We start from the raw sequence: 21,522 nt of genomic DNA, 5'->3' as shown, positions 1-21,522 counted from the left end.
TGTAGGGTTATAAAGTTGTACGGTTGTAAAGTTATAGGGTTATAAAGTTGTAAAGTTGGCTGGCGCATGAATTGCTTTCGCGCCAGCCAACTTTACAACTTTATAACCCTATAACTTTACAACCCTATAATTGGTCGCTGAGCAACGTATCGGCCGATGACGTAACGAATTTAGCTTTATGTTTAAGCGCCGTTCGAAGTTGCCGGAGGTAGTCGGCTTTCGGAATTTCAATGGCACCGTAGCGCCGAACGTTATCGTTTATGAACTGAGTATCGAGCAACGTAAACTTCTGTTTACGAAGAATTTCGATTAAATAATGAAAGGCCACTTTTGAAGCATTGGGCTCCCGATAAAACATGGATTCACCAAAAAAAGCCGATCCCAGCGCCACGCCGTATAATCCCCCAACCAACCGATTATCCATATACGTTTCTACGCTGTGCGCCAGTCCCATTTCATACAATTCTGAGTAAGCGTCGATGATTTCTTCCGAAATCCAGACACTGTCGTAGGCATCTCTGGGGAGCGAACAAGCCCGCATTACGTCCGTAAAAGCCGTATTGATACGTATCTCGAACTGATTCCGGTTCAAAACAGGACGTAGCGATTTGGCCGGTTTATACGTATTGATCGGAATAATTGCTCGTGGGTCGGGCGCATACCAGTAGAGCGTACCGTCGGCGTCGGCCATTGGAAATATGCCGTTGATGTACCCATAAATCAGGTCGTCGGCGGTGAGCTTGTTCATAAGTGCTGGTATCGTTCAGACAAATATAGTTAATTCAGGTCGTGACTAAAACCGGCTATTTCCGTCTTACTTCGACCAGCTAAAGAATAAGTTGATTCTATAAAAATGGAAGAGTAGTAGACATAATTTGTAGATATTTCACCGAAAACATATATTGCCGATACGTTCATAGTTAAGAAATATCCACCGTTCATGTTCTCTACTTCTCTTGGCTTCCGATTAAAGGGGCTGCTTGTTTGCTGGTTGTTTGCCGGCCTTACGCTAGCCGTTGCGCAAAAAACCACTGTTAAATCACCTGATGTAAAATTAGGCAGAATCTCTCCCGATCAATTTACTGGCCCCAAGACTGATTCTACCGCCGAAGCGACTGTCCTTTATGAGCTCGGAGAAGTATCTTTTTTGGAAAATAGCAACCAGCTTTGGATGCATTACAGATGCCACGTGCGAACGCAAATCCATAAAAAATCGGGCTATAACCGAGCCACACTTCAGCTGTACACCCGACGAGGTAAAGCCGGGCAGCATGAGTTTGTGAGTGATTTTGTCGGTAATACGTATAACCTGGTTGGTGGGCAGGTTCAAGTTGATAAGCTCGATAAAGCAGGCCATTTTACCGAAAAAGCGTCAGAGCAGATCTGGCTGGAGAAATTTACGCTCCCCAATGTTCGCGAAGGTTCCATTATCGAATATAGTTATGTTATCCAGACACCCCTAAGCGTTGGTGTTAATCCACGAACCTGGCGTTTTCAACAGGATGTGCCCGTCAACTGGAGCGAATACCGCATCACCATTCCTGATTATTTTTATTACAAAATTATGATGGGGGGGTATTTGCCGCTGATTATCAATGAAAACAAACCGACCAACGTTGACCTGCTTCCGGGCCACAATGGAGCTGGGGCAACTGCCTATCGGTTTGCAATGAAAGATGCTCCCGCTTTTCGTAATGAAGCCTTTGTAACAACTTCCGACGATTACGTAGCCAAGATTGACTTTGAACTCGCTAAGTATCAGTTGCCTAACGCCGTAGCACATGATTTCTCGGTAAGTTGGGAAACGCTGGACCGAACGCTACTTGATGAAGCAGATTTTGGTGGACAGATTAAGCGTACAGGTTTTCTGCACGAAACCGCTAAGACTATACTGAACAAGCACTCAGATACGCTGGCACGTATTACGGCTGCTTATGACTTTGTCCGTCAGAATATTAAATGGACCAAAGAAGCCTCACTTAGTTCGGACCTGGGTATTCGAAAAGTATTTGAGAATAAAAAAGGTGATGCCGCCGGCATTAATCTGATGCTGATTGCCCTCCTGCGGGAGATGGATATGGAAGCAAATCCGGTTATTCTTAGTACGCGTTCGCACGGACGTATCAGTGAAGAGTATCCGTTGCTCAGGCGGTTTAACTACGTAGTGGCGCAGGTAGCGGTGGGTGGAAAAGATATGTTGCTCGATGCTACCGACGTATTGCTACCGCCCGGAATGCTGCCCGTTCATTGTCTGAATGGGAAAGGCCGGTTGATTCACTCGAGTAAATCTCGCTTTATTTCGCTAGCCCCTCAGGAGCGGGATATTGAATCGTATACGGGTGAATTCGTAATTGCTGACGATGGCGAAATTACGGGTACGTTCAAGCGTTCGCACGGCGGATATAGTGCGCTGAAAGCCCGTACAGAATTTTCTTCGGAAGGAAAAACGAAGTATTTAGATGGCATCCGAAAAACGCGGCCCGCCTGGCAAGTCGAGAAAGCTGAATTTTCGGGTGCCGATCCTACGACCAGTGCTTTTAATGCCGATTTTAGTATCACGATTCCAGAAGCCTGTGGCCGTGCCGGGGACCGACTTTATTTACGGCCCATGCTGACGGAAGGCTACGGAACGAATCCGTTTAAAGAAGCGAATCGAGTTTATCCGGTAGATTTTGGTTTTCAGAAAGAACAGACGTTTGTTGCTACGTATACGCTGCCCAAGGGATATAAAATCGAAGAAATGCCCAAACCTGTTTCTATGGTTTTGCCAGAAAACGGTGGTCGGTTTATGTATCAGACGGCCATGAACGGCGATAAACTACAGATAATCAGCCGGATCCTGCTACGTCGCCCCTTATATTATGCCGAGGAATACGGCGCGCTACGTGAATTATTCACGCAGGTGGTTGCTAAACATGCCGAACAAATTGTGCTGAAACGTGGGGAGCTAGTTGAGAAGAAATAATCATGAAATATACTTTCTGGATAATGCTGCTCACGGCGCAGGTTGCGTGGGCGCAGAACGAATATAAAGCGTCGGCTATTGAGGCATCGCTGAAAGAAAACGCCCATAGCGTAATACGTCGTCATGAGACAGTCTTCACGGTTAAATCGCCGGGAGAAGCAACCGAGCGCACGCATACTGTTGTTACGGTGCTTGACAAAGAAGCAGATGATCAGGCGAAAAAAATGATTTATTATGACAAATTTTCGAAGATAAACTCATTTGAAGGCGCTCTTTATGACGCGGAAGGCAAGCTGATAAAACGCCTGAAAAAGTCTGATATAGAAGATTATAGTACGTTTGCAGACTACAATCTGTTTGACGACCAGCGAGTCAAATCGGCTTCGTTTCCCAAACAGCCGACCTATCCCTATACGGTCGAATTCCTGATTGAGTCAACTGAACGTAATCTGATGTTTTATCCAACCTGGATGCCGCAACGACAACAGTACGTAGCCGTCGAAAAATCGACGTATACAGTACAGATGCCAGCCGGGCTCGCACTACGTTTTAAGGAAATGAATCTGCCTGTGCCAGGAGTTGTCGCAGATTCGCCAGGGGGCGGGAAAACGTATACCTGGAAATTAACGAATCAACCTGCCATTGAATTTGAGCCACTGTCGCCCCCTGCCAGAGAAATACTACCGGTGGTGTATACGGCTCCAACCGAGTTTGACGTACAAAATCATAAAGGAAAAATAGCGAGCTGGAGCGACGTAAGCCGGTTTTATCATACGCTCAACGACGGCCGGGATATCATTCCCGACGCCTTGAAACAGCGCGTTCAGGAACTGACCAAACAGGAAACGACAACTGCCGGTAAAGTTCGGAGCCTGTATAAATTTTTGCAGGACCACACCCGCTACGTTAGTATACAATTGGGGATTGGTGGCTGGCAAACCATTGAAGCCGAAAAAGTTGCGACGCACAAATACGGCGATTGTAAAGCGCTGACCAATTATACGCTGGCCCTGTTGAAAGCGGCTGGCGTTAAGTCATTTCCGGCATTGGTACGTGCTGGCGATGATGAGCCCGATTTGCTGGTCGATTTTCCTAGTTTCCAGTTTAATCACGTGATTTTGTGCGTTCCTGATGGACGTGATACGTTGTTTCTGGAATGTACCAGCGGCCATGGTCCGGCTGGATACATGAGTGACTTTACCGGCAACCGGCACGTATTACTGATTTTGCCCGATGGCGGCCGCCTGATCCAAACACCAACGTATCGACCGACCGATAATCGACAGCAGCGACGTATCAACGTAAACTTGACCGAGCAGGGTGATGCAGCGGCAAACGTACTAACCTGTTACACAGGCCTTCAGCAGGATGATTATGCCAGCGTAATACAACGTCTGAATCGTGATGACCAACGTAGCTGGTTGCTCAAACGTATCCACATTCCTGCTTTTGAACTGAATAGCTTTGCCTACACCGAACAGCCTGGAACATTACCTGCCGTTACAGAAAAGCTAGAGTTAACTGCTCGTCGATGGGCCACCGTCAGCGGAACTCGTCTTTTTTTACCTTTAAATCTGCTATCGGCTTTGTCGCCCGCCGAACCACTGACGCAACCGCGCCGAGCAATGGTCAATCTGGATGCAAGCTACGCATATGAAGACAGCGATACGGTTGTATATCAGCTTCCAAAAGGGTACATACCGGAATACAGAATAGAACCTGTTTCAATCGACTCGAAATTTGGTCGCTATAAATCAGAACTGGCCGTAAATGGTGATCGTGTTACGTATGTTCGTCATATACAGATGAAAGGAGGGCGTTTTCCGGCAACAGCCTATTCAGAATGGGTTGATTTTCGGAAGAAAGTTGCCAAAGCCGATCGGGCGCAGCTGGTGTTTATAAAATCGAATTAAACCAAACACTTTGCCCGCTGTCGAATGTTTATAACGAAATGAATTGAACGCTGATATGAAAAAAACACTTGTTTTAGTCCTGCTCGCCCTGCCGCTGCTTTTCAGCCGTTGTGGTGTGAATAAGCAAATTTCGCAGGCGAAAGCACTGGGTGATTGCCGATATAACATTGTTTCTGCCGATAGTGTCTATCTGGCCGGTATTGACATTCGTGAGTTTCGGAAGCTTGAAGACCTCAATGTGGCTCGATTTCCTCGGCTAGCAACGGGTTTGTTGACACGTAACGTTCCACTCGATGCCCGTATCAATCTCGATATTACCAATAATACCAACAAATTAGCAGGTATTAATCAATTGGAATACAGAGTTTTATTAGCGGGTCAAGAGCTATTTAATGGCTTTTTGAACCAACGTATCGAAGTGCAGCCCGGCGGTGGTAAAACCCGCGTTCCGATTAAGCTTAACACGAACGCTTATCAATTGATCACCGATGCTAAAACCCGCGACGCTTTTACGCAACTGGTTCAGAATCTATCGGGTTCGTCTAATTCGCAGCCCTCAAAACTGACGATCAAGATCAAACCGACGTTATCTTTGGGTAGTAAAGCGATTAATTATCCCGGCTACATCACAATTGATCAAGAGGTTACCAATAAAATTTTGATGGGAAACTAATCTGGTCAATGAGTGCCATTACTTGGTGTAATGTCATTCGTATGTCTCTCAATGAACGTAGCATCGAAAACACTAAAAGTCGATACTGAACGTAGTAAATTGGTGTCATTTTGTTTTTGTGCGCACTTGTTTCAGTAGCATTTTATTGACCCCGGCTTTTTTAGGCTGGGGTTATTTTTATGATGCCGCCTGAAAACGAAAAACATACGTCACTTAAACAATACGCTGATGCGTCAACTATTTATTGCCTGTCTGCTTGTGGCTTCTGCTATGCTGAGTCAGGCCCAGAACCGTATCCAGATTGCACCGAACGAAGCCCAAAAGCGCGTAACGGTTACAGTTGATGGAAAACCTTTCACGGCTTACATCTATCCGGGACCTACGGTTTTGAAAAAGCCGGTTTTATACCCAATCCAATCGGCTGGAGGTAACTTAATCACACGGGGTTGGCCGCTTGATCCACGTCCGGGCGAACGTATTGACCATCCGCACCATGTTGGTATGTGGTTCAATTACGGCGATGTGAACGGCCACGACTTCTGGAACAATTCGAACGACGTTGGAAAAGATCATAAAGGGCCTTTCGGTACGATTGTTCATACTGGTATCAAATCCATGAAAAGCGGAAAAGATATGGGGCAGTTAGTCGTTACCGCCGATTGGCTCGATAAAGACGGCAAGGCAATGTTGCAGGAAACGACCACTTTTGAGTTTCGGGCAGGTACTAATAATCGCATCATCGACCGGACTACTACGCTGAAAGCGCTTGACAAAGAGGTGGTCTTTGCAGATAACAAGGAAGGTTTTATTGCCCTTCGTCTTGCGCGTCAGCTTGAACAGCCCTCAACTAAGCCAGAAGTATTTACCGACGCGCAAGGGGTAGCTACTAAAGTTCCCGTGCTCGATAATGCGGGCGTAACAGGTCATTACAAAAGTAGTGAAGGCGTTGAAGGCGATGCTGTTTGGGGTACGCGGGCTCCGTGGGTTAAACTGACGGGTACTATTAACGGAGAAGCCTTAACACTGGTTCTGTCCGATGATCCGAAGAATGTTGGCTATCCAACGTACTGGCATGCGCGTGGTTACGGATTGTTTGCCGCTAACCCGCTGGCCCCATCTGTATTTAGTAACAACAAGGAAAAGCCTATGAATTTTACACTTCAGCCTGGTAAGGACGTTACGTTCCATTACCGAGTTCTGATTCAGTCGGGCAATGTATCAGATACAGAGCTTACTACGTTGATTAAGTAATTGATTGATTATTAAGTTGCAATTTAGACGAGCCTACGCAGGTTTTTCAACCATTTGCGTAGGCTCGTCTATTTTTTATGGCTGGTAAGCAGTATATTAGCTACTTCGTGCGTAGTGCATAAAAACAACTGACGGGTCTTACGCTCCTTTTCTAAGTTGACCAAAAACGAAAATAAACGTCAAAAGAGGATAGTTAGTGGGTCTGTTACTAGTAAAGATGTGCTTTAGCCAATAAATCTGTTTCCAGGTATCGCAATTCCCATAATTGATAATAGAATTAAATTGAAAAACAGTAACAATAAGTCTTCATTTTTTTGGCATGTTATTTGTGAGACGGCTTCACTAGTGCATCTAAACGCACTGGTGCTTATGCCTTATTTCCCATATTCTAAACGATTTTCTCGGTTTGGTGCCATTCTGATTGCCCTGGTGATGGTGCAGGAAATAATGGTTGCTCAGCCTAGGTTCTCTACTAACCCCCGTACGAACTCACCCGCTGCCCGTCAGGGCGCGCCCACCGATGAATATACCATTGAAAATGGTCAGATTAAGGTTGGGGTTAGCACGGCCTATGGTGGCTCTATTACGTATATGGCTTTTCTTGACAGCAAAGGAGGAAAGGTACATACGACTAATATGGTCAATAACCCAGACCTCGGCCGCCAGATACAGATCGCCATTTACGGTGGACCCAAAGATTATTCTAGAAATGGAGATCCAGGTTGGGTAGGCTTAGGCTGGAACCCGATTCAGGCTGGTGATGTTTACGGAAACCCGTCGCAGGTGGTTTCAATCCAGAAGCAGTCGAACCTGATTTATGTTAAAACGATACCAAAACAATTTGCCTACAACAACGAGCCTGGAGAAGGTACCATCGAGCATTGGATTCGGCTGGAAGGTAACGTAGTGAAGGTTCACGCCAAGGTTGTTTTATCACGTTCTGACAAAACCCAATACGCAGCTCGTCAGCAGGAAATGCCTTGTATGTACCTGAATTCCGATTATAAGACAACTTGGTATTACAAAGGCAATTCGCCATTTACAAATGCTCCGCTTGATGCTTTAAAACCAACATTTCCCAATAATTATGTTTACGGTGAGGCTAGTCCGACAGAACCCTGGATGGCTTCGGTGAATGATAATGGATACGGTGTCGGTCTCTACGTACCGAACAACTATGAATGGAAATGGGGCTATTTTGGCGATCAGGGCAATAACTCTGAGTTCAGTACGTCGTCGTCATACGTAGCGGCTACCAATTTCGTTCTGCTCGATCATAACATTACGCACGAATGGGATTATGAGTTTGTGCTAGGGCATTATAACGAGATTCGACAGTACGTTTATACACAAACACGCCCGGACGCCGGCCCAAATTATAAGTTCAGTTCAACACGTAATGGCTGGTATTATTATACGGCTAGAGACAGCGGTTGGCCCATTAACAACAAATTGCATATCCTCCTTGAAGATCCTGAAAATGACCATATTAAATCCCCCTATTTTTTCTGGAAAGGTCGTGATACGCCAAAAATGTATATTCGGGGAGCTTTCAAAACACAAAGTAGCAGCTTTAGATTAAGCTGGCGTCGGGTAGAGGATAAAGTACTAGACCGTGATCCTAGTCGATATATAGAATTTCCAGTAACCAACGACGGTCAGATGCGAACCTACGTGGTTGACTTGAGCCAAAATCCGAACTGGCTGAACTATAACATTGGTCAACTGGAGCTACGTTCTGTATCAACAGCAAAAGGGGCTGACGACTGGGTTGAATTGGAATGGATCGCTCAAAGTGCCAATGGTCCCAATGATACACCCGTCGTGGTTCCACCTGATCCTAATCCCCCACTTGTTTGCCAACCAGGTTGTATACCTATCGTAGTGAGAAAAACTAAATACATTATGGCAAACCGAAAGCGATAATTAAGTTGCCACACAAAAAAGGGAAACGATACGTATCGTTTCCCTTTTTTATGAATGATCAACAAGTAATCTCTGTTTATGGCACCACTCGTTGTTATATATTAATTCAGATGGAGTAACGCTGACCGATAAACGCGACCCTGAAGCGATGCCATCCAGTTACGTAGTGAATCATTCTCAGTAGTGGCCCGATTTAGTTCTGTATCAATTTGACGTAGCAGAAAAAATAACTGATGAATATGCATCCACTGGCTGGCCAAACGGTTGCTGGATGCTGGAGTCTGCTGACGGGCTTCCTGCGTAAGTTGACGCAAACTCATCTTGAGATGATAACGTAGCATAATCAGCCGTCCTGCCATTGGAAGATCACCGGGCTTTCTTTCCATCTGGGATATACTCTTGGCTAATACGTTATTACGTTGCTGAAGCTGATCAGAGACAATCATCCAGGCATGTTCAGCCTGTAGTGATTCGTAAGAGATTGTTTGCATAAGGGCGAGTACAATACGGTTTTAACAAATATACTCAAAAGGGCCACATAAAAAAGCGATTTATAGCCTATTTTAAAAATTATTATTGGTCAAGTAATTACTTTGCCAACTAATCAATAAGTGTTGTTATTTAAGGCGGAAGGTTACCAAAGTTTGATGAATAGTCTATTATAACAGGAATCTACTATAATTGTAAATGAGTCAGCAGTGAAGCCGATTTGTTGTAGTTATGAACAGCGTATCGGGCGATTTGACGTTTAAATTTTTACATCGAACTCCAGCCTCGAATCCAAAATTTGATCATGGACCCTATTTATCGTGCGCTAATCGTTTGCACAAATCACACTGATTATCCGGGTAAATCACAGAAAACGGGCCTATGGTTGAGTGAGGTTACTCATTTTTATGATGAATTAGCCGATAGAAATCTCCCTTACGATATTGCCAGTCCGATGGGCGGCCCCGTTCCAATTGACGAACGTAGCATCGACAGGCGCGATACAACGAATGAAAAATGGTACAATAATCCTGCATTCCGTGCGAAACTGGATAATTCACTACGTTTAGATGCCGTCGATTCTTCAAAATACCAGATTCTTTACTTGGCAGGTGGTCACGGTTCCATGTGGGATTTCCCAGATGATAAGTCACTGCAATCGATTGTTCGGCAGGTTTACGAAAATGGTGGTATGATTTCGGCCGTATGCCATGGAGTAGGTGGGCTGCTGAACGTTACGTTGTCAGACGGAGCTCTGCTCATCGCCGGGCGGCAACTGACTGGATTCTCCAATATGGAAGAAAAACTGGTTCGCCTGGATACAGAAGTGCCGTTTCTGCTCGAAGATGCCTTACGTGAGAAAAAAGCGCTTTACAGCAAAAATTTAATTCCGTTCTTACCTTATATCGAAGTCGATGACCGAATGGTGACGGGACAAAACCCACTGTCGGCCAGGAAAGTAGCCCGAAAAATTCTTGAGGAAATGTATGAGAAATAAGTGGGAAGGAAATAATTAATAGTTTAATCATCAATGCCTATTTACAGTCAGTTATAGAAAACAATACATGACTGTGAATAAGCAGCGATGACGTATTTTATACAACAGCCTGCGGGAAAACTTCCCGTAACAGTTTCAGTTCCTGATCTTTAGAAGATACAATCGGATCTTTAACACCCCAGTCGATGTTCAGGTCAGGATCGTTCCAGATAATGCCCGATTCAGAAGCTTTGTTATACACATTGGTGCATTTATAGCTGAAAATGCTGTCTTCCAGCGCTACAAAACCATGCGCAAAGCCTTCCGGAATGTAAGCCATGTTGGCTAGTTTGGCATCGAGCAAGAACGTTTCATATTGTCCGAATGTAGGGGAGTCAGGCCGTAAATCGACGGCAATATCAAGTACCTGTCCGGTAATAACACGGACTAGTTTACCCTGTGCAAAGGGTTCGTTCTGCATATGCAGTCCTCGCAGAACGCCTTTGGTTGAAAACGACTGATTATCCTGCACGAAATCCATCGGCAAACCCAGCGAAGCAAAAAGTGGCTTATTGTAAGATTCAAAAAAATGGCCACGCTCGTCTTCAAATACTCTCGGAATCAATTCAATCAGGCCCTCAATCGCTGTCTGGCGCACTTGCATATAAATAGCGGCTATATATTCCCTGTTGGTTTTCTGGACAAATTTATGAAACCGGCGTCGTAAGTCGTACTTTTGAGCGGCATCATTTTAGTTTATGGTGCCACAAGATGGTATGACGTATTCAGAATTAAGTGAGCAAATAGCTCAAAAACAGTCGTATTTGTGCGTTGGTCTCGATACTGACCCTCGCAAAATTCCCAAACATCTGCTCACTGAACCTGACCCGGTTTTTACGTTTAACAAAGCTATTATCGATGCTACGGCCGAATTTGCGGTAGCCTATAAACCAAATATTGCGTTTTATGAAGCTCAGGGACCGCGTGGCTGGGAAAGTTTGCAAAAAACGCTGGACTACATTCCAGATACCTGCTTTACAATAGCCGACGCCAAACGAGGTGATATTGGTAATACGTCGGACTTGTACGCACGTACTTTTTTCGACCCACAAGCAGCTGGTTTGTCGTTTGATTCGGTTACAGTTGCGCCATATATGGGGCACGATTCGGTGATGCCTTTCTTGGCTTATGAAGGTAAATGGGTCATTCTACTTGCCTTAACCTCCAACGTTGGCAGTGCTGATTTTCAACGTCAACCAGTTGGCGAACAGGAGCTTTTTGAGAAAGTGATTGAAACCGCGCAAACCTGGGCAGGTCCAGAAAAACTAATGTTTGTGGTTGGCGCAACGCAGGCCGATGAGTTAAGCCGAATCCGGGAACTGGCTCCTGATACCTTTTTGCTTGTGCCCGGAGTAGGTGCCCAGGGCGGTAACCTGAAAGACGTATCGAGCCGGGGACTGACGCCGGATGGCGGGTTACTGGTCAATGCGTCAAGAAGTATTCTGTACGCTTCTGACGGAACCTATTTTGCTGATAAGGCCCGGTATGAAGCTGAATCACTACAACGTGAAATGGCTCAGTATTTAGCTGAATACCAGAAATAGTAACGTATTACAGATTTGTGGGTGACCTTGTAAGTCTAGTCTATCAAGCAACCTGCTGAAAGTTTTTGTAGCGTAGTGATACTTTAAGATTCCTTTAGCGTCAGAAGGGCAAATTTATTACGTTTCCCAATCCTTCGCTGTGCCCGAATCTTTACTGTATTTTATCTGGCAGTTTCAGTACTTCGCAAAAACCGAATTACGTACGACTGATGGCGAGTCGATCCAGATACTACATCCTGGCTTCCGAAACAATAACGCTGGTCCTGATTTTACGCATGCACGCTTGCTCATCAATAATGTAGAGTGGGTAGGTAACGTTGAAATGCATACACGCACGTCGGACTGGCTGGCGCACGGACACCAGTACGATCGTGCCTACGATAATGTCATTCTACACGTTGTATGGCAGGACGATAGTGCTGTGAAGGGACAGTCAGTAAAACGAACGAACGGCACGGTGCTGCCTACGCTTGAGTTGCAGCTTCGCACTGAAGAATCATTAATATCTCGTTATCAGATTTTTATCGATTCACGTGAGACAATACCCTGTGCCAACCTGTTTCGGTCGGTGTCGCCCCTTCGTGTTACGTCGATGCTCGATAAAGCGATGATGCAGCGCCTTGAACGGAAGGCCGCCGACGTACTGACTATTGTTGAGCAAACGAATGGTGACTGGGAAGAAACAACGTATCGGTTATTAGCATTAAGCATGGGTTTTCGCATAAATGCCGAACCGATGTCGCAGTTAAGCCGAGCTATACCGCTGAAGGTAATACGTAAACACCGGGATGTGTTACCGCAAGTTGAGGCTATGCTTTTTGGGGCGGCAGGAATGCTAGACGAAGATGAAACTGATGAGTACGTAGTGATGCTACGTCGTGAATACCAGTTTTTGGCAGCAAAATATGAGTTGGGCAGTCAGCAGCTGGAAGCGCATAGCTGGAAATGGGGACGCTTACGTCCGGCGAATTTCCCAACACTACGTATCGCTCAATTAGCCCGATTACTAACGTATCACGTCAGTTTATTTTCTCTTTTTATCGAAACCAGCGATGCTGCTACGTTGCTTGATGAACTTCAAGTAAAACCGGCTACCTACTGGCAATCGCATTATCGATTTGGGAGATCGGCGGAGAAAACAGTTGCTACGTTGGGCGAGCATTCGGCCGCTGTTATTATTATAAATGCAGTTGCTCCCTTATTGGCTGCTTATGCACAGCATCGGGGTGAACCTGCTTATATTGATCGGGCTATTACTCTGCTGGAACAATTACAGGCAGAAAAAAACCACCTGACCCAAAGCTGGAACGCGCTTGGACTGAGCGTGCGTACAGCTTTTGATTCGCAGGCGGCTATTGAACTACATAATGAATTCTGCGCTGTAAAAAAATGCCTGAGTTGTCAGATTGGCGCAGCGCTTATAAAAAATGTATGAAGTAGGATGTATGATATATTGCCAACAAGATACATCCTACATCCTACTCCATACATGAAAAATTAGCTTACTATTACGTCCTGTTTAGTCGCATCCCATGTCACACGTTTGCCGGTGTGGAGCGCCATTGTCGCCATGATATTGGCGACGGAGTGGTTGAAACCAACGCGGGCTGGGGCGTTTGGCTCCTTACGGCTACGAACGCACTCCATCCAGTTTAGCATGTGTAGCGAGGTCATAGGATCGCCACCGGTATTGGCCGAGGTTTCCATTTTTGCCGCTTCACCCAGCGACATTGTGGGCAGCATGTTCGCTTTCATGCCCATGTCTTTGGCGTATTTTTCTTCTAAACCGCCTTCGGGTGAAATTTTATTCGTATCGAGGTTTATCATCCCTCCGTTCGAATAGTAATATTCTTTCACTCCACCTGCTTCATTGTTCATTCGTGATGAATACAGTACCTGAAAACCTTTGGATTTGTCATTATCCGGACCGTAATCAAATACGGCAGTGAACGTATCGGCGTTGGTACGTCCATCTTTCCAGGAATAGATTCCGCCATTGGCTACTACCGAACGTGGATGATCTAAACCACTAAACCAGTGTACGGTATCAATCTGGTGCGACATCCATTGCCCTGGAATACCTGACGAGTAGGGGTAAAACAAGCGGAATTCAAGATACTTGCGTGGGTCCCATTCTACTTTAGGGCGGTTTAACAGGAAGCGATTCCAGTCGGTATCTTCTTTCTTGATCTCAGATACGAGTTTAGCCCGTCGCCAACGGCCTGGCTGGTTTACGTTCCAGGTCATCTCTACCATCGTAATGTCGCCAAATTTACCCGATCTGATGAAGTTGTTGGCCGCGTGATAGTTAGGCGCCGAACGCCGTTGTGAACCAACCTGAACGATACGTTTCGAACTCTCTACTGCTTTTAGTGCTTTACGGGCATCGTCCAACGCTTCGGCGAAGGGTTTTTCACAGTAAACGTCGCGTCCCGATTCAACGGCGGCTGCACAATGGAGCGCGTGCTGAAAATCGGCCGTGCTGATAATAACGGCATCAACGTCTTTCCGGTCGAGAAGTTCGTCGTTGTTACGTGCCTTGAAGAACGAACTATCGTTTAAACCCTTACCTTTCAGGAACGCATCAGCCTCATCACGACGGCGATTCCAGATGTCGGATACGCCCACAAAGGCGAAGTTCTGAGCTTTAGCATGCTCGGAAAAGGCGGGGGCCAGCGACTGCCGGAAACGGTCTGAGAAACCGATGATACCGACCCGAACGCGTTCGTTGGAGCCGAGAATACGTGCGTAGCTGCTGGCAGAGAAACTCATGCCGAGCCCAGCTAGTGCTGATTTTTTTATGAATTCGCGACGGTTTTCCATAATAGAATGTGTTAGGAAACAGATGACAGTTATAAAGAGAAAGGCGTTTTTCTGTAAAGTTCAACGCCTGATAATCAGTTTACTTTAAAGTGTTTTGATTTTCATATTCCGGAAATACACCCGGTTGCCGTGGTCCTGAAGCAGAATATGTCCCTTAGGCGCTTCGCCAAACCGTCCGGCAGAGTTGTAGCTAGGTGCTTTATATTTACTCATGGCTACCAGTTCACGGAATTTTTCGCTTCCTCGTTCATATTCGACTACTTTTTTGCCATTGAGCCAATGTTCAACATGTTGGCCTTTCGATACTACCCGACCTGTGTTCCATTCGCCAATAGGATTTGCTTTTTTGTTGCTGGCCGGTATTAAATCATATAGTGAACCAACAGTACGATTGCCGTTACGTCCCATTTTGGCATCGGGGTGTTTATCGTCATCAAGTACCTGATACTCCAGGCCAAACGCTGAGCCCTTTGGCTTAGGGCTTTGCTCGGCTACAAAGTATTTAAGGCCACTGTTGGCCCCTTCGGTTAGTTTGAAATCAAACATCAGGTCGAAATTGCTGTACTCTCCATCGGTAACGATGTCGCCAAAATTTTCAGATTCACTTCCATCTGATTGCTGAATAGTCAGCGAACCATCTGTAACTGTCCAGCCTTTCTCCGGAAATTTGTCGGCATAAGCCCCTCGCCAGCCATTGGTAGTTTTGCCATCGAAAAGCAGTTTCCAGCCATCTTTCTTTTCTTGTGCGGTCAACGTGTTCGGAGCTTGGGGGCCTTCGGCGGCTACCAGGCTTAGCAGTACTAATCCAGAAATAATTAGTTGTTTCATGATAATGAGTAAAATAGTGAATGATCACTCCGGCAGACCGGCCATTCACTGCTTTACAATTTTAAATGTAATGTTTTTGTGATGTACTCTTTATTAATTTCAGCGCATTGAGCAGGAGTCTTGTCTTTGTCCGGAACGCCGTCCAGCTCAACAACCCCCCAGCCGCTGAATTTGATGTCTTCCAGTGCTTTCATCACCGCCGGTACGTTGACATTCCCTCGACCCAACTCTACAAATTTATACGCTTTAGGATCTTCTGGCTTGTCGGGCCGGGGCGACATGGTATCTTTTAAATGCAGGGTATGAATAATGTCTTTGTATTGCTTTACGGCTTTCTCAGGCTCGCCACCACCTTGCTTGTAGTGGGCAATGTCGAGTAGGAGTTTGCAGTATTTTGGGTTCAGTGCCTGCACAATTACGTCCACTTCTTCGGGTGTTTCGCCCAGCTGATTCATATGGTTGTGATACGTTGCCTGAACACCCATATCAGCTGTCTGCTTACCAACTTCATTCATCACGGCTGCTAATTGCTTTAGCTCATCGGTGGTTGGCAGCCGGTCTTTTTGACGGAGACTGTTTGTCATCTGAAAAGCTGATCCACCCAATGCTTTCACAAAACTGGCGTGTGCTACGTGGGTATCAATGGTACTCTGTTTTTTAGCTGGGTCAATCTCTACGTTACCGCTCGAAAACATAGCTAGAGTAAGCTTATGCTGGTCAAGCATCGCTTTTAATTCGGAGGGTTTGGCTTTGTAAGGGCCGAACGTATTGCTACGTAGCTGAATGCCCCGGTAGCCCAATGCCGATAAGTCGGTAATGGCCTGAACTGTTTGGGCATCTGTGTTCCCCCAGGTAATGGCCGAGTAACCAATTTTTAAACCGGCTGGAACACCTGTACCAGCAAACAGTCGTTTTGAAATCGCTACCAGCGATAGAGCTGAGAGGCCGGTTGTTGTGAGAAACTGTCGTCGGTTTACAATCTCCTGCATGACCTAGAAGGATAATAAGTAACCGGCAACGATGCGATTACCAATAGTGAGACGAATTTTTTGGTTAACAATCAGGTAAAACAAGCCTGTTGAGCGGGTGTTCTACTCATACCAAAACAGCAAAAGAGCGAATAGGTATTCGCTCTTTTGCTGTTTTGGTTATTAAAATCCTGCATTCTGCGTAAATCCTGCATTCTCCGTTCGGTCGATCTGAGTTTGCGGAATCGGCCGAAGGTTGTGCGTCTCTTTTACGTTAGCAGCACCATCCGGGTTGTATTTTTTAACCCGTTCCACCAAAATTCCCCAGCGCTTAAGGTCCATCCAACGGGTTTGCTCACCAGCCAGTTCGCGGGCGCGCTCTTCGTAGATTGTTTCCATCGTTACGTCAGAAGCTTTCAGTTCCATAGCAGCTTCCTTGCCAGCATAAGCGGCCCGACGACGTACTACGTTAAGCGCGGTAGTCGCTTCGGTCGTTTTACCCTGCTTCAGTTGCGCTTCGGCCAGAATCAGATACGTTTCGGCCAAACGGAAGGCGATGAAATCGCGGCTACCCTGCTCGTAGGTAAGGTCAGGACGGTTCGGATCGAGGAACTTCTGCAAGGTTGGGAACAAAGCGGCAGAATAAGCACTTGGCACCAGAACCTGGTAAGGCTTAGCAGCCCGCTGTGCCATTGTCCACTCAACACCTGGAATATAAATGGCTGTATCGCCCGATTTCAGTGTGATTTTAGCTTTACTATTATCAAAAGACGTATTCAAACCCGTGCCTGGGTTGTTGCTCAGCCACGTATCCTTGAAGGTTTTCTTGTAACGCGAGTCGTTCACGCGATCTTTGAAAACGGTTTCAAGCAAATAGGTCGTTGGGCGTAGCCGTTTGAACGGACGGTCGTTTGCAATGTCGCGTTTCATACCAGGCTGCACATCGTACTGCATCCCGAAATACAGGTGCAGCTTGTTGCCGTCCCCGTTATTCGTATTTGCGGTGTTGATGTTGGTCAGCGGATCAGATGTATACTGCACCGAGAAAACTACCTCGTCGTTAATCTCACCAGCACCTTGAGCAAATACGCTGGCAAAGTCAGGCAATAATTTCAGACTGTAATTAGCAATTACGTTCTGCGCATAGGTGGCCGCTTTTGTATAATCATCAGCGGCTTTAGCCGACGACGTAGCTTTGGTCAGATAAACCTTGGCCAATAAGTGTTCTGCAGCCGATTTTGTAGCGCGTCCGTAATCGCTGGCGCCCTGTGCTGCTGCTCTAACCGCTGGCAGATCAGCAAGTGAGGATTCCAGATCAGACGTAATCTGCTTGTAAACATCGGCTTCGGAGGCTCGGCTAGTGGCTTTCGTTGGTCCCAGCGTTTCTTTTAACCGCAGGTCGAGGGGGCCAAACTGTTGCACCAGAATAAAGTAGTAATGAGCCCGCAGAAATTTCATCTCAGCGACCCGTTGTTTCCGGATAGCATCCGATACGGCAGCCGCCGGAGCCCGCTCAATAACCGCATTCGTCGTGTTTATTCCTTTGTACAATTCCTCCCAAACTTGCTGGATAATATCGACGAAGCTGTTCATCTGGGTATCGTAAAAGTGAAACCCTTTGTAGCTTCCGTCGGCACCAGCCTGGTAGATATCCGTACCGTATTCCGACATAGTCAGGCCACGTTCCGACGCATAAAAATTTCGCAGCGATGAATAAGCCGCTTTACTGGCATCTTCAAAGCCCTTAGGCGTATTGATGTAATCGTTGCCGATAAGCGAGATTACTTTTTCATCCAGTATGTCCTTACAGGCCTGACCGCTCAGCATTAGAGCCGTAAGCGCCAGGATTCGGAATGGTTTTGGCGAAAAAAATGAGTTCATAGTTTTAAGATCTATTACGGTTAATGGATCATGCGAAATGGTTAATGTCGGCGTACCAACGTATTGACCACGTATCACCCATTATTCAGTGATTAAAATTTAACGTTCAAACCAAATGTGGTCACACGGGTAGCTGGCACAACACCATTGCTAACTACGCCATCACTTGCGCTTGTTTCAGGGTCAACACCATTATACTTCGACCGGTACGTCGAAAAGATAAACGGCTGCTGGATGCTGGCAAACAGACGTAGCGACTGCATGCGGAGCTTCGACGTAATGCTTGCCGGGAACGTATACCCAAAGTTGATATTCCGCACTTTCACGAACGAACCATCAAAGTAGAGAATAGCACCGTTGTAGACGGGGAACTCCTGGCTTGAGTTAGGCCGCGGGAATTCATTCGTTGGGTTATTGGGCGTCCAGTAATCCACTTTAATCTGCTCGTAACGGCCTGCCAACTGGTTGTTATCACGGTGAAAACCACTGAGGATCGTCTGGCCAATCCGGGCATAAATGAAGAAGTTCAGGTCAAATCCTTTGTAGCTGAACCGGTTGGTAATCCCGCCACTCCAGGTTGGAATATCGGAACCGAGGTATACACGGTCATCGGCCGTAATTTTACCGTCGTTATTGGTATCCTGCACTTTAATCTGACCAACTGCACTTTGGTAAGATTTGGCTGCATCGGCTTCGTTTGTTTGCCAGATACCCGCTTTCTTATAATCATAGAACGCAGTCAGCGGTTTGCCAATGAAACGTTTGTTACCTACATCGTCAACCGCGCCATTGAAAAGCGATATGATAGCTTCGGTGTTTTTGGTAAACACAATGTCGGAAGTCCACTTAAAGCCGCTCTTCGTGTTTACGTTCACAGTCGAGATGCTTGCTTCAATTCCTTTGTTGTTGGTTTCGCCGATATTTTTAGTTACAGCATTAAAACCAATTGACGTTGGAAGCAGGTCAGATAGCAGCAGGTCAGTCGTCCGGGTGTTATACAATTCAATAGAGCCCGCTACCCGGCCCCGCCATAGACTAAAGTCGACACCGAAGTTGGTGGTTGTAGACGTTTCCCAGCGCAGATCAGGGTTACCAATCGTTTCTGGACGGTACCCGTAAGCGGGCGTAGTGCCAAATGCGTATACGGTACGTCCCAGCAGCCCTTGGGTTTGATAAGGAGCAACCCCCTGGTTACCAACTGATCCCCGGCTAACCCGAAGTTTCAGCAGATCAACCCATGAAGAGCCTTTCAGGAAATCTTCATTGCTGATGTTCCAGCCCAGTGCAATACCCGGAAAGTTACCGTACTTGGTGTTTTCGCCGAACCGGCTCGATCCATCCCGACGAATTGTGGCCGTCACTAAATATTTGTCTTTATAATCGTAGTTAACCCGACCCATGTAGGAGTTGATCGTCCACTGAACCAGACCACTGGAAACACCCAGCACCGAACTGGCATTTCCTACATTGTAGAACGACTGTGATTCGGCCGGAACGCCCTGCACGTTGATGAGATTGCCTTCGTTATTGTCGCGCTGAATAGATTGCAGAACGGTTAAACCAAGGTTATGATCACCAAACTTTTTATTATACGTCACAACGTTCTCGAGGGTGTAGTCGAAATTGAAGGTGGTGCCGTTAGAGGCTTGTGGATCACCATATTTCCGAGCATTTGTCTGAGCGCCGATAAAGCGGCCATACCGGTTAATCGTAAAATCAGGACCGAAATTAACCCGATATTTTAGGCCGTCGAGAATGTTTACTTCAGCGTATACACTGTTGAAAATCCGGTATTTTTTCCGTTCTTCTATTTGTGCACCTGGTATAACTTCCGCGAGCGGATTGGTAAGCAACGCATCATTCGTAGGCGAGAAGATCAGGTTGCCGTTATCGTCGTAAGGCCGACCCAGCGGGTTTTGCTGAAGGGTGAAGTTGTAAGGATTAAGGTTCTCGCCATTGCGCACGTAGTACATCATGTAGGAAGAAAGACCTACTCTGAGTACTTTATTGATCTGATGATCAATATTGGCACGTAGTGAATAACGGGAGAAATCCAGCCCCGGCATGATTCCTTTATCCTGGAAAAAACCCGCCGAGATGTAGAATTGGGTTTTTTCGCTGCCACCCTGAACACCAATGGTATGGTTCTGTTGAAAGCCCTGCTTAAGAAGCAGCGATTGCCAGTCGGTATTCCGGTTAGCGGCTAAGCCAGCTGCTACGTTCGGGTCACCACCTAGTACCGCTACTTTCGAATCGGCATAAGCATCAGCAACGCCTGTTGGCACAGGATTACCGTTTGCATCTTTATAGTTACCCGTGGTGCGGTAAGCTTCTCGAACAAATTCGGCAAATTCAGGACCACTAAACAGGTGAACTTTATCTAGTACGTCAGAAAACCCCACGTAGTTATCGTAGGTAACGGTTGTTTTGCCGTTTGCATTTCCTCGTTTGGTGGTAACCAACACAACCCCGTTGGCACCCCGCGCACCGTAAATAGCTGTTGCCGTGGCATCCTTCAGAATTTCCATGGAGGCCACATCATTTGGATTGATGTCCTCATATTCCCGTGCCAGCGGAATGCCGTCCACTACATATAAGGGATCGTTACCGGCATTGAACGAACGACGTCCCCGAATCCGGATCGTCGGTACAGAACCGGGACGGCTACCCGACTGCGATACGTCGACACCGGCAACCCGACCCTGCATGGCCTGACCAATGTTGGTAATAGGTTGTTCGGTGATCTGCTTAGGCGTAATCGACGAAATAGCGCCGGTGGTCTGGCTTTTCTTTTGGGTACCGTAACCAACTACCACGACTTCGTTTAAGGAGCGGTTGTCGGTCTCAATTGTAAGGTTAAGCGTAGACCGGTTACCAACAACTACTTCTTGCGTTACAAATCCGACCGATGAAAAAACCAGTACAGATTGATCGTTTACTACGTTGATTCGGTACGCTCCATTGGCGTCGGTTGTGGTTCCGCGCGACGTACCTTTTACGGTCACGGTAACACCAGGTAGTGGATTGTTGTCGTCTGATGAGACAACTTTTCCGGAAACGGCTCGTTCCTGAGCCGGGTTAGTGCCTGTCGGCGGACTGCTTGGCACGGCACTGAATGCCGGTTGACCAATGAGCGCGAGTGCGGTCAGGCCAAGCATAGGAAGCCACGTTTTACGTAGCAAATGAGTAGTAGTTGTACACATTATAGGTTGGAGTAAGAATTAA

General features: G+C 46.5%; 16 protein-coding genes. 8 read left to right on the top strand and 8 right to left on the bottom strand.

The features are described 5' to 3' along the window. Positions 1 to 124 precede the first annotated feature (124 nt). Positions 125 to 748 (bottom strand): leucyl/phenylalanyl-tRNA--protein transferase, encoded by a 624-nt coding sequence (aat, locus tag ACYVF1_RS17250; RefSeq protein WP_461081033.1) that lies wholly within the window; start codon positions 746 to 748, stop codon positions 125 to 127. Positions 749 to 1,189: 441 nt separating this feature from the next. On the opposite strand from aat, the gene ACYVF1_RS17245 reads away from it, so the two are divergent. The 5 genes from ACYVF1_RS17245 to ACYVF1_RS17225 all read left to right on the top strand — a co-directional run bounded on the left by ACYVF1_RS17245 (position 1,190) and on the right by ACYVF1_RS17225 (position 8,728). Further along, positions 1,190 to 2,965 carry a transglutaminase domain-containing protein gene (locus ACYVF1_RS17245; protein WP_461081031.1) on the top strand — a complete coding sequence of 592 codons (1,776 nt, stop codon included), beginning with the start codon at positions 1,190 to 1,192 and terminating at the stop codon, positions 2,963 to 2,965. Between the two features lie 2 nt (positions 2,966 to 2,967). Beyond that, positions 2,968 to 4,878, top strand: a complete 1,911-nt coding sequence (locus ACYVF1_RS17240; protein ID WP_461081029.1) for a DUF3857 domain-containing transglutaminase family protein — start codon at positions 2,968 to 2,970, stop codon at positions 4,876 to 4,878. A gap of 55 nt (positions 4,879 to 4,933) precedes the next feature. Continuing rightward, positions 4,934 to 5,551 carry a hypothetical protein gene (locus ACYVF1_RS17235; RefSeq protein ID WP_461081027.1) on the top strand — a complete coding sequence of 206 codons (618 nt, stop codon included), beginning with the start codon at positions 4,934 to 4,936 and terminating at the stop codon, positions 5,549 to 5,551. Positions 5,552 to 5,779: 228 nt separating this feature from the next. Then, positions 5,780 to 6,802, top strand: coding sequence for a DUF6807 domain-containing protein (locus ACYVF1_RS17230; protein WP_461081025.1), 1,023 nt, complete (start codon positions 5,780 to 5,782; stop codon positions 6,800 to 6,802). Between the two features lie 369 nt (positions 6,803 to 7,171). Next, on the top strand, positions 7,172 to 8,728 hold the full coding sequence (locus ACYVF1_RS17225; RefSeq protein ID WP_461081023.1) for a hypothetical protein: 1,557 nt from the start codon (positions 7,172 to 7,174) through the stop codon (positions 8,726 to 8,728). 101 nt (positions 8,729 to 8,829) lie between these two features. On the opposite strand, the gene ACYVF1_RS17220 is transcribed toward ACYVF1_RS17225, so the two are convergent. Further along, entirely contained in the window at positions 8,830 to 9,219 is a 390-nt protein-coding gene (locus ACYVF1_RS17220) for a hypothetical protein (RefSeq protein ID WP_461081021.1), read from the bottom strand. Positions 9,220 to 9,521: 302 nt separating this feature from the next. On the opposite strand from ACYVF1_RS17220, the gene ACYVF1_RS17215 reads away from it, so the two are divergent. After that, complete coding sequence (locus tag ACYVF1_RS17215) at positions 9,522 to 10,214, top strand: type 1 glutamine amidotransferase domain-containing protein (RefSeq protein ID WP_461081019.1); 693 nt, start codon at positions 9,522 to 9,524, stop codon at positions 10,212 to 10,214. Between the two features lie 97 nt (positions 10,215 to 10,311). On the opposite strand, the gene rfbC is transcribed toward ACYVF1_RS17215, so the two are convergent. Next, on the bottom strand, positions 10,312 to 10,857 hold the full coding sequence (gene rfbC, locus ACYVF1_RS17210) for a dTDP-4-dehydrorhamnose 3,5-epimerase (RefSeq protein WP_461081017.1): 546 nt from the start codon (positions 10,855 to 10,857) through the stop codon (positions 10,312 to 10,314). A 112-nt stretch (positions 10,858 to 10,969) separates the two neighbouring features. Between rfbC and pyrF the strand changes: the two genes are divergently transcribed. Continuing rightward, positions 10,970 to 11,797: an orotidine-5'-phosphate decarboxylase gene (pyrF, locus tag ACYVF1_RS17205; protein WP_461082288.1), complete on the top strand. Its 828-nt coding sequence runs from the start codon at positions 10,970 to 10,972 to the stop codon at positions 11,795 to 11,797. 139 nt (positions 11,798 to 11,936) lie between these two features. Next, a complete protein-coding gene (locus tag ACYVF1_RS17200) occupies positions 11,937 to 13,232 on the top strand; it encodes a DUF2851 family protein (protein ID WP_461081015.1) in 1,296 nt (431 codons plus the stop codon). A gap of 62 nt (positions 13,233 to 13,294) precedes the next feature. Here the strand turns inward: ACYVF1_RS17200 and ACYVF1_RS17195 are convergent, their stop codons facing one another. The 5 genes from ACYVF1_RS17195 to ACYVF1_RS17175 all read right to left on the bottom strand — a co-directional run bounded on the left by ACYVF1_RS17195 (position 13,295) and on the right by ACYVF1_RS17175 (position 21,455). After that, on the bottom strand, positions 13,295 to 14,620 hold the full coding sequence (locus ACYVF1_RS17195) for a Gfo/Idh/MocA family protein (protein ID WP_461081013.1): 1,326 nt from the start codon (positions 14,618 to 14,620) through the stop codon (positions 13,295 to 13,297). An 84-nt stretch (positions 14,621 to 14,704) separates the two neighbouring features. After that, a complete protein-coding gene (locus tag ACYVF1_RS17190) occupies positions 14,705 to 15,448 on the bottom strand; it encodes a 3-keto-disaccharide hydrolase (RefSeq protein ID WP_461081011.1) in 744 nt (247 codons plus the stop codon). A 53-nt stretch (positions 15,449 to 15,501) separates the two neighbouring features. Next, positions 15,502 to 16,437, bottom strand: coding sequence for a sugar phosphate isomerase/epimerase family protein (locus tag ACYVF1_RS17185; RefSeq protein WP_461081009.1), 936 nt, complete (start codon positions 16,435 to 16,437; stop codon positions 15,502 to 15,504). A 162-nt stretch (positions 16,438 to 16,599) separates the two neighbouring features. After that, positions 16,600 to 18,297 (bottom strand): RagB/SusD family nutrient uptake outer membrane protein, encoded by a 1,698-nt coding sequence (locus tag ACYVF1_RS17180; RefSeq protein ID WP_461081007.1) that lies wholly within the window; start codon positions 18,295 to 18,297, stop codon positions 16,600 to 16,602. 92 nt (positions 18,298 to 18,389) lie between these two features. Beyond that, entirely contained in the window at positions 18,390 to 21,455 is a 3,066-nt protein-coding gene (locus tag ACYVF1_RS17175) for a SusC/RagA family TonB-linked outer membrane protein (protein ID WP_461081005.1), read from the bottom strand. Positions 21,456 to 21,522 lie beyond the last annotated feature (67 nt).

Source organism: Spirosoma flavus, assembly GCF_054778555.1.
This window is presented reverse-complemented; position numbering and strand designations above follow the sequence as displayed.

Bases quoted from the DNA above. Each gene is read 5' to 3' on its own strand.
- ACYVF1_RS17175 (WP_461081005.1), bottom strand. From the start codon at position 21,455: ATGCTTGGCCTGACCGCACTCGCGCTCATTGGTCAACCGGCATTCAGT.
- ACYVF1_RS17220 (WP_461081021.1), bottom strand. From the start codon at position 9,219: ATGCAAACAATCTCTTACGAATCACTACAGGCTGAACATGCCTGGATG.
- ACYVF1_RS17235 (WP_461081027.1), top strand. From the start codon at position 4,934: ATGAAAAAAACACTTGTTTTAGTCCTGCTCGCCCTGCCGCTGCTTTTC.
- ACYVF1_RS17190 (WP_461081011.1), bottom strand. From the start codon at position 15,448: ATGAAACAACTAATTATTTCTGGATTAGTACTGCTAAGCCTGGTAGCC.
- ACYVF1_RS17225 (WP_461081023.1), top strand. From the start codon at position 7,172: ATGCCTTATTTCCCATATTCTAAACGATTTTCTCGGTTTGGTGCCATT.
- ACYVF1_RS17185 (WP_461081009.1), bottom strand. From the start codon at position 16,437: ATGCAGGAGATTGTAAACCGACGACAGTTTCTCACAACAACCGGCCTC.
- pyrF (WP_461082288.1), top strand. From the start codon at position 10,970: ATGACGTATTCAGAATTAAGTGAGCAAATAGCTCAAAAACAGTCGTAT.
- aat (WP_461081033.1), bottom strand. From the start codon at position 748: ATGAACAAGCTCACCGCCGACGACCTGATTTATGGGTACATCAACGGC.
- ACYVF1_RS17230 (WP_461081025.1), top strand. From the start codon at position 5,780: ATGCGTCAACTATTTATTGCCTGTCTGCTTGTGGCTTCTGCTATGCTG.
- rfbC (WP_461081017.1), bottom strand. From the start codon at position 10,857: ATGCAAGTGCGCCAGACAGCGATTGAGGGCCTGATTGAATTGATTCCG.
- ACYVF1_RS17215 (WP_461081019.1), top strand. From the start codon at position 9,522: ATGGACCCTATTTATCGTGCGCTAATCGTTTGCACAAATCACACTGAT.
- ACYVF1_RS17180 (WP_461081007.1), bottom strand. From the start codon at position 18,297: ATGAACTCATTTTTTTCGCCAAAACCATTCCGAATCCTGGCGCTTACG.
- ACYVF1_RS17240 (WP_461081029.1), top strand. From the start codon at position 2,968: ATGAAATATACTTTCTGGATAATGCTGCTCACGGCGCAGGTTGCGTGG.
- ACYVF1_RS17195 (WP_461081013.1), bottom strand. From the start codon at position 14,620: ATGGAAAACCGTCGCGAATTCATAAAAAAATCAGCACTAGCTGGGCTC.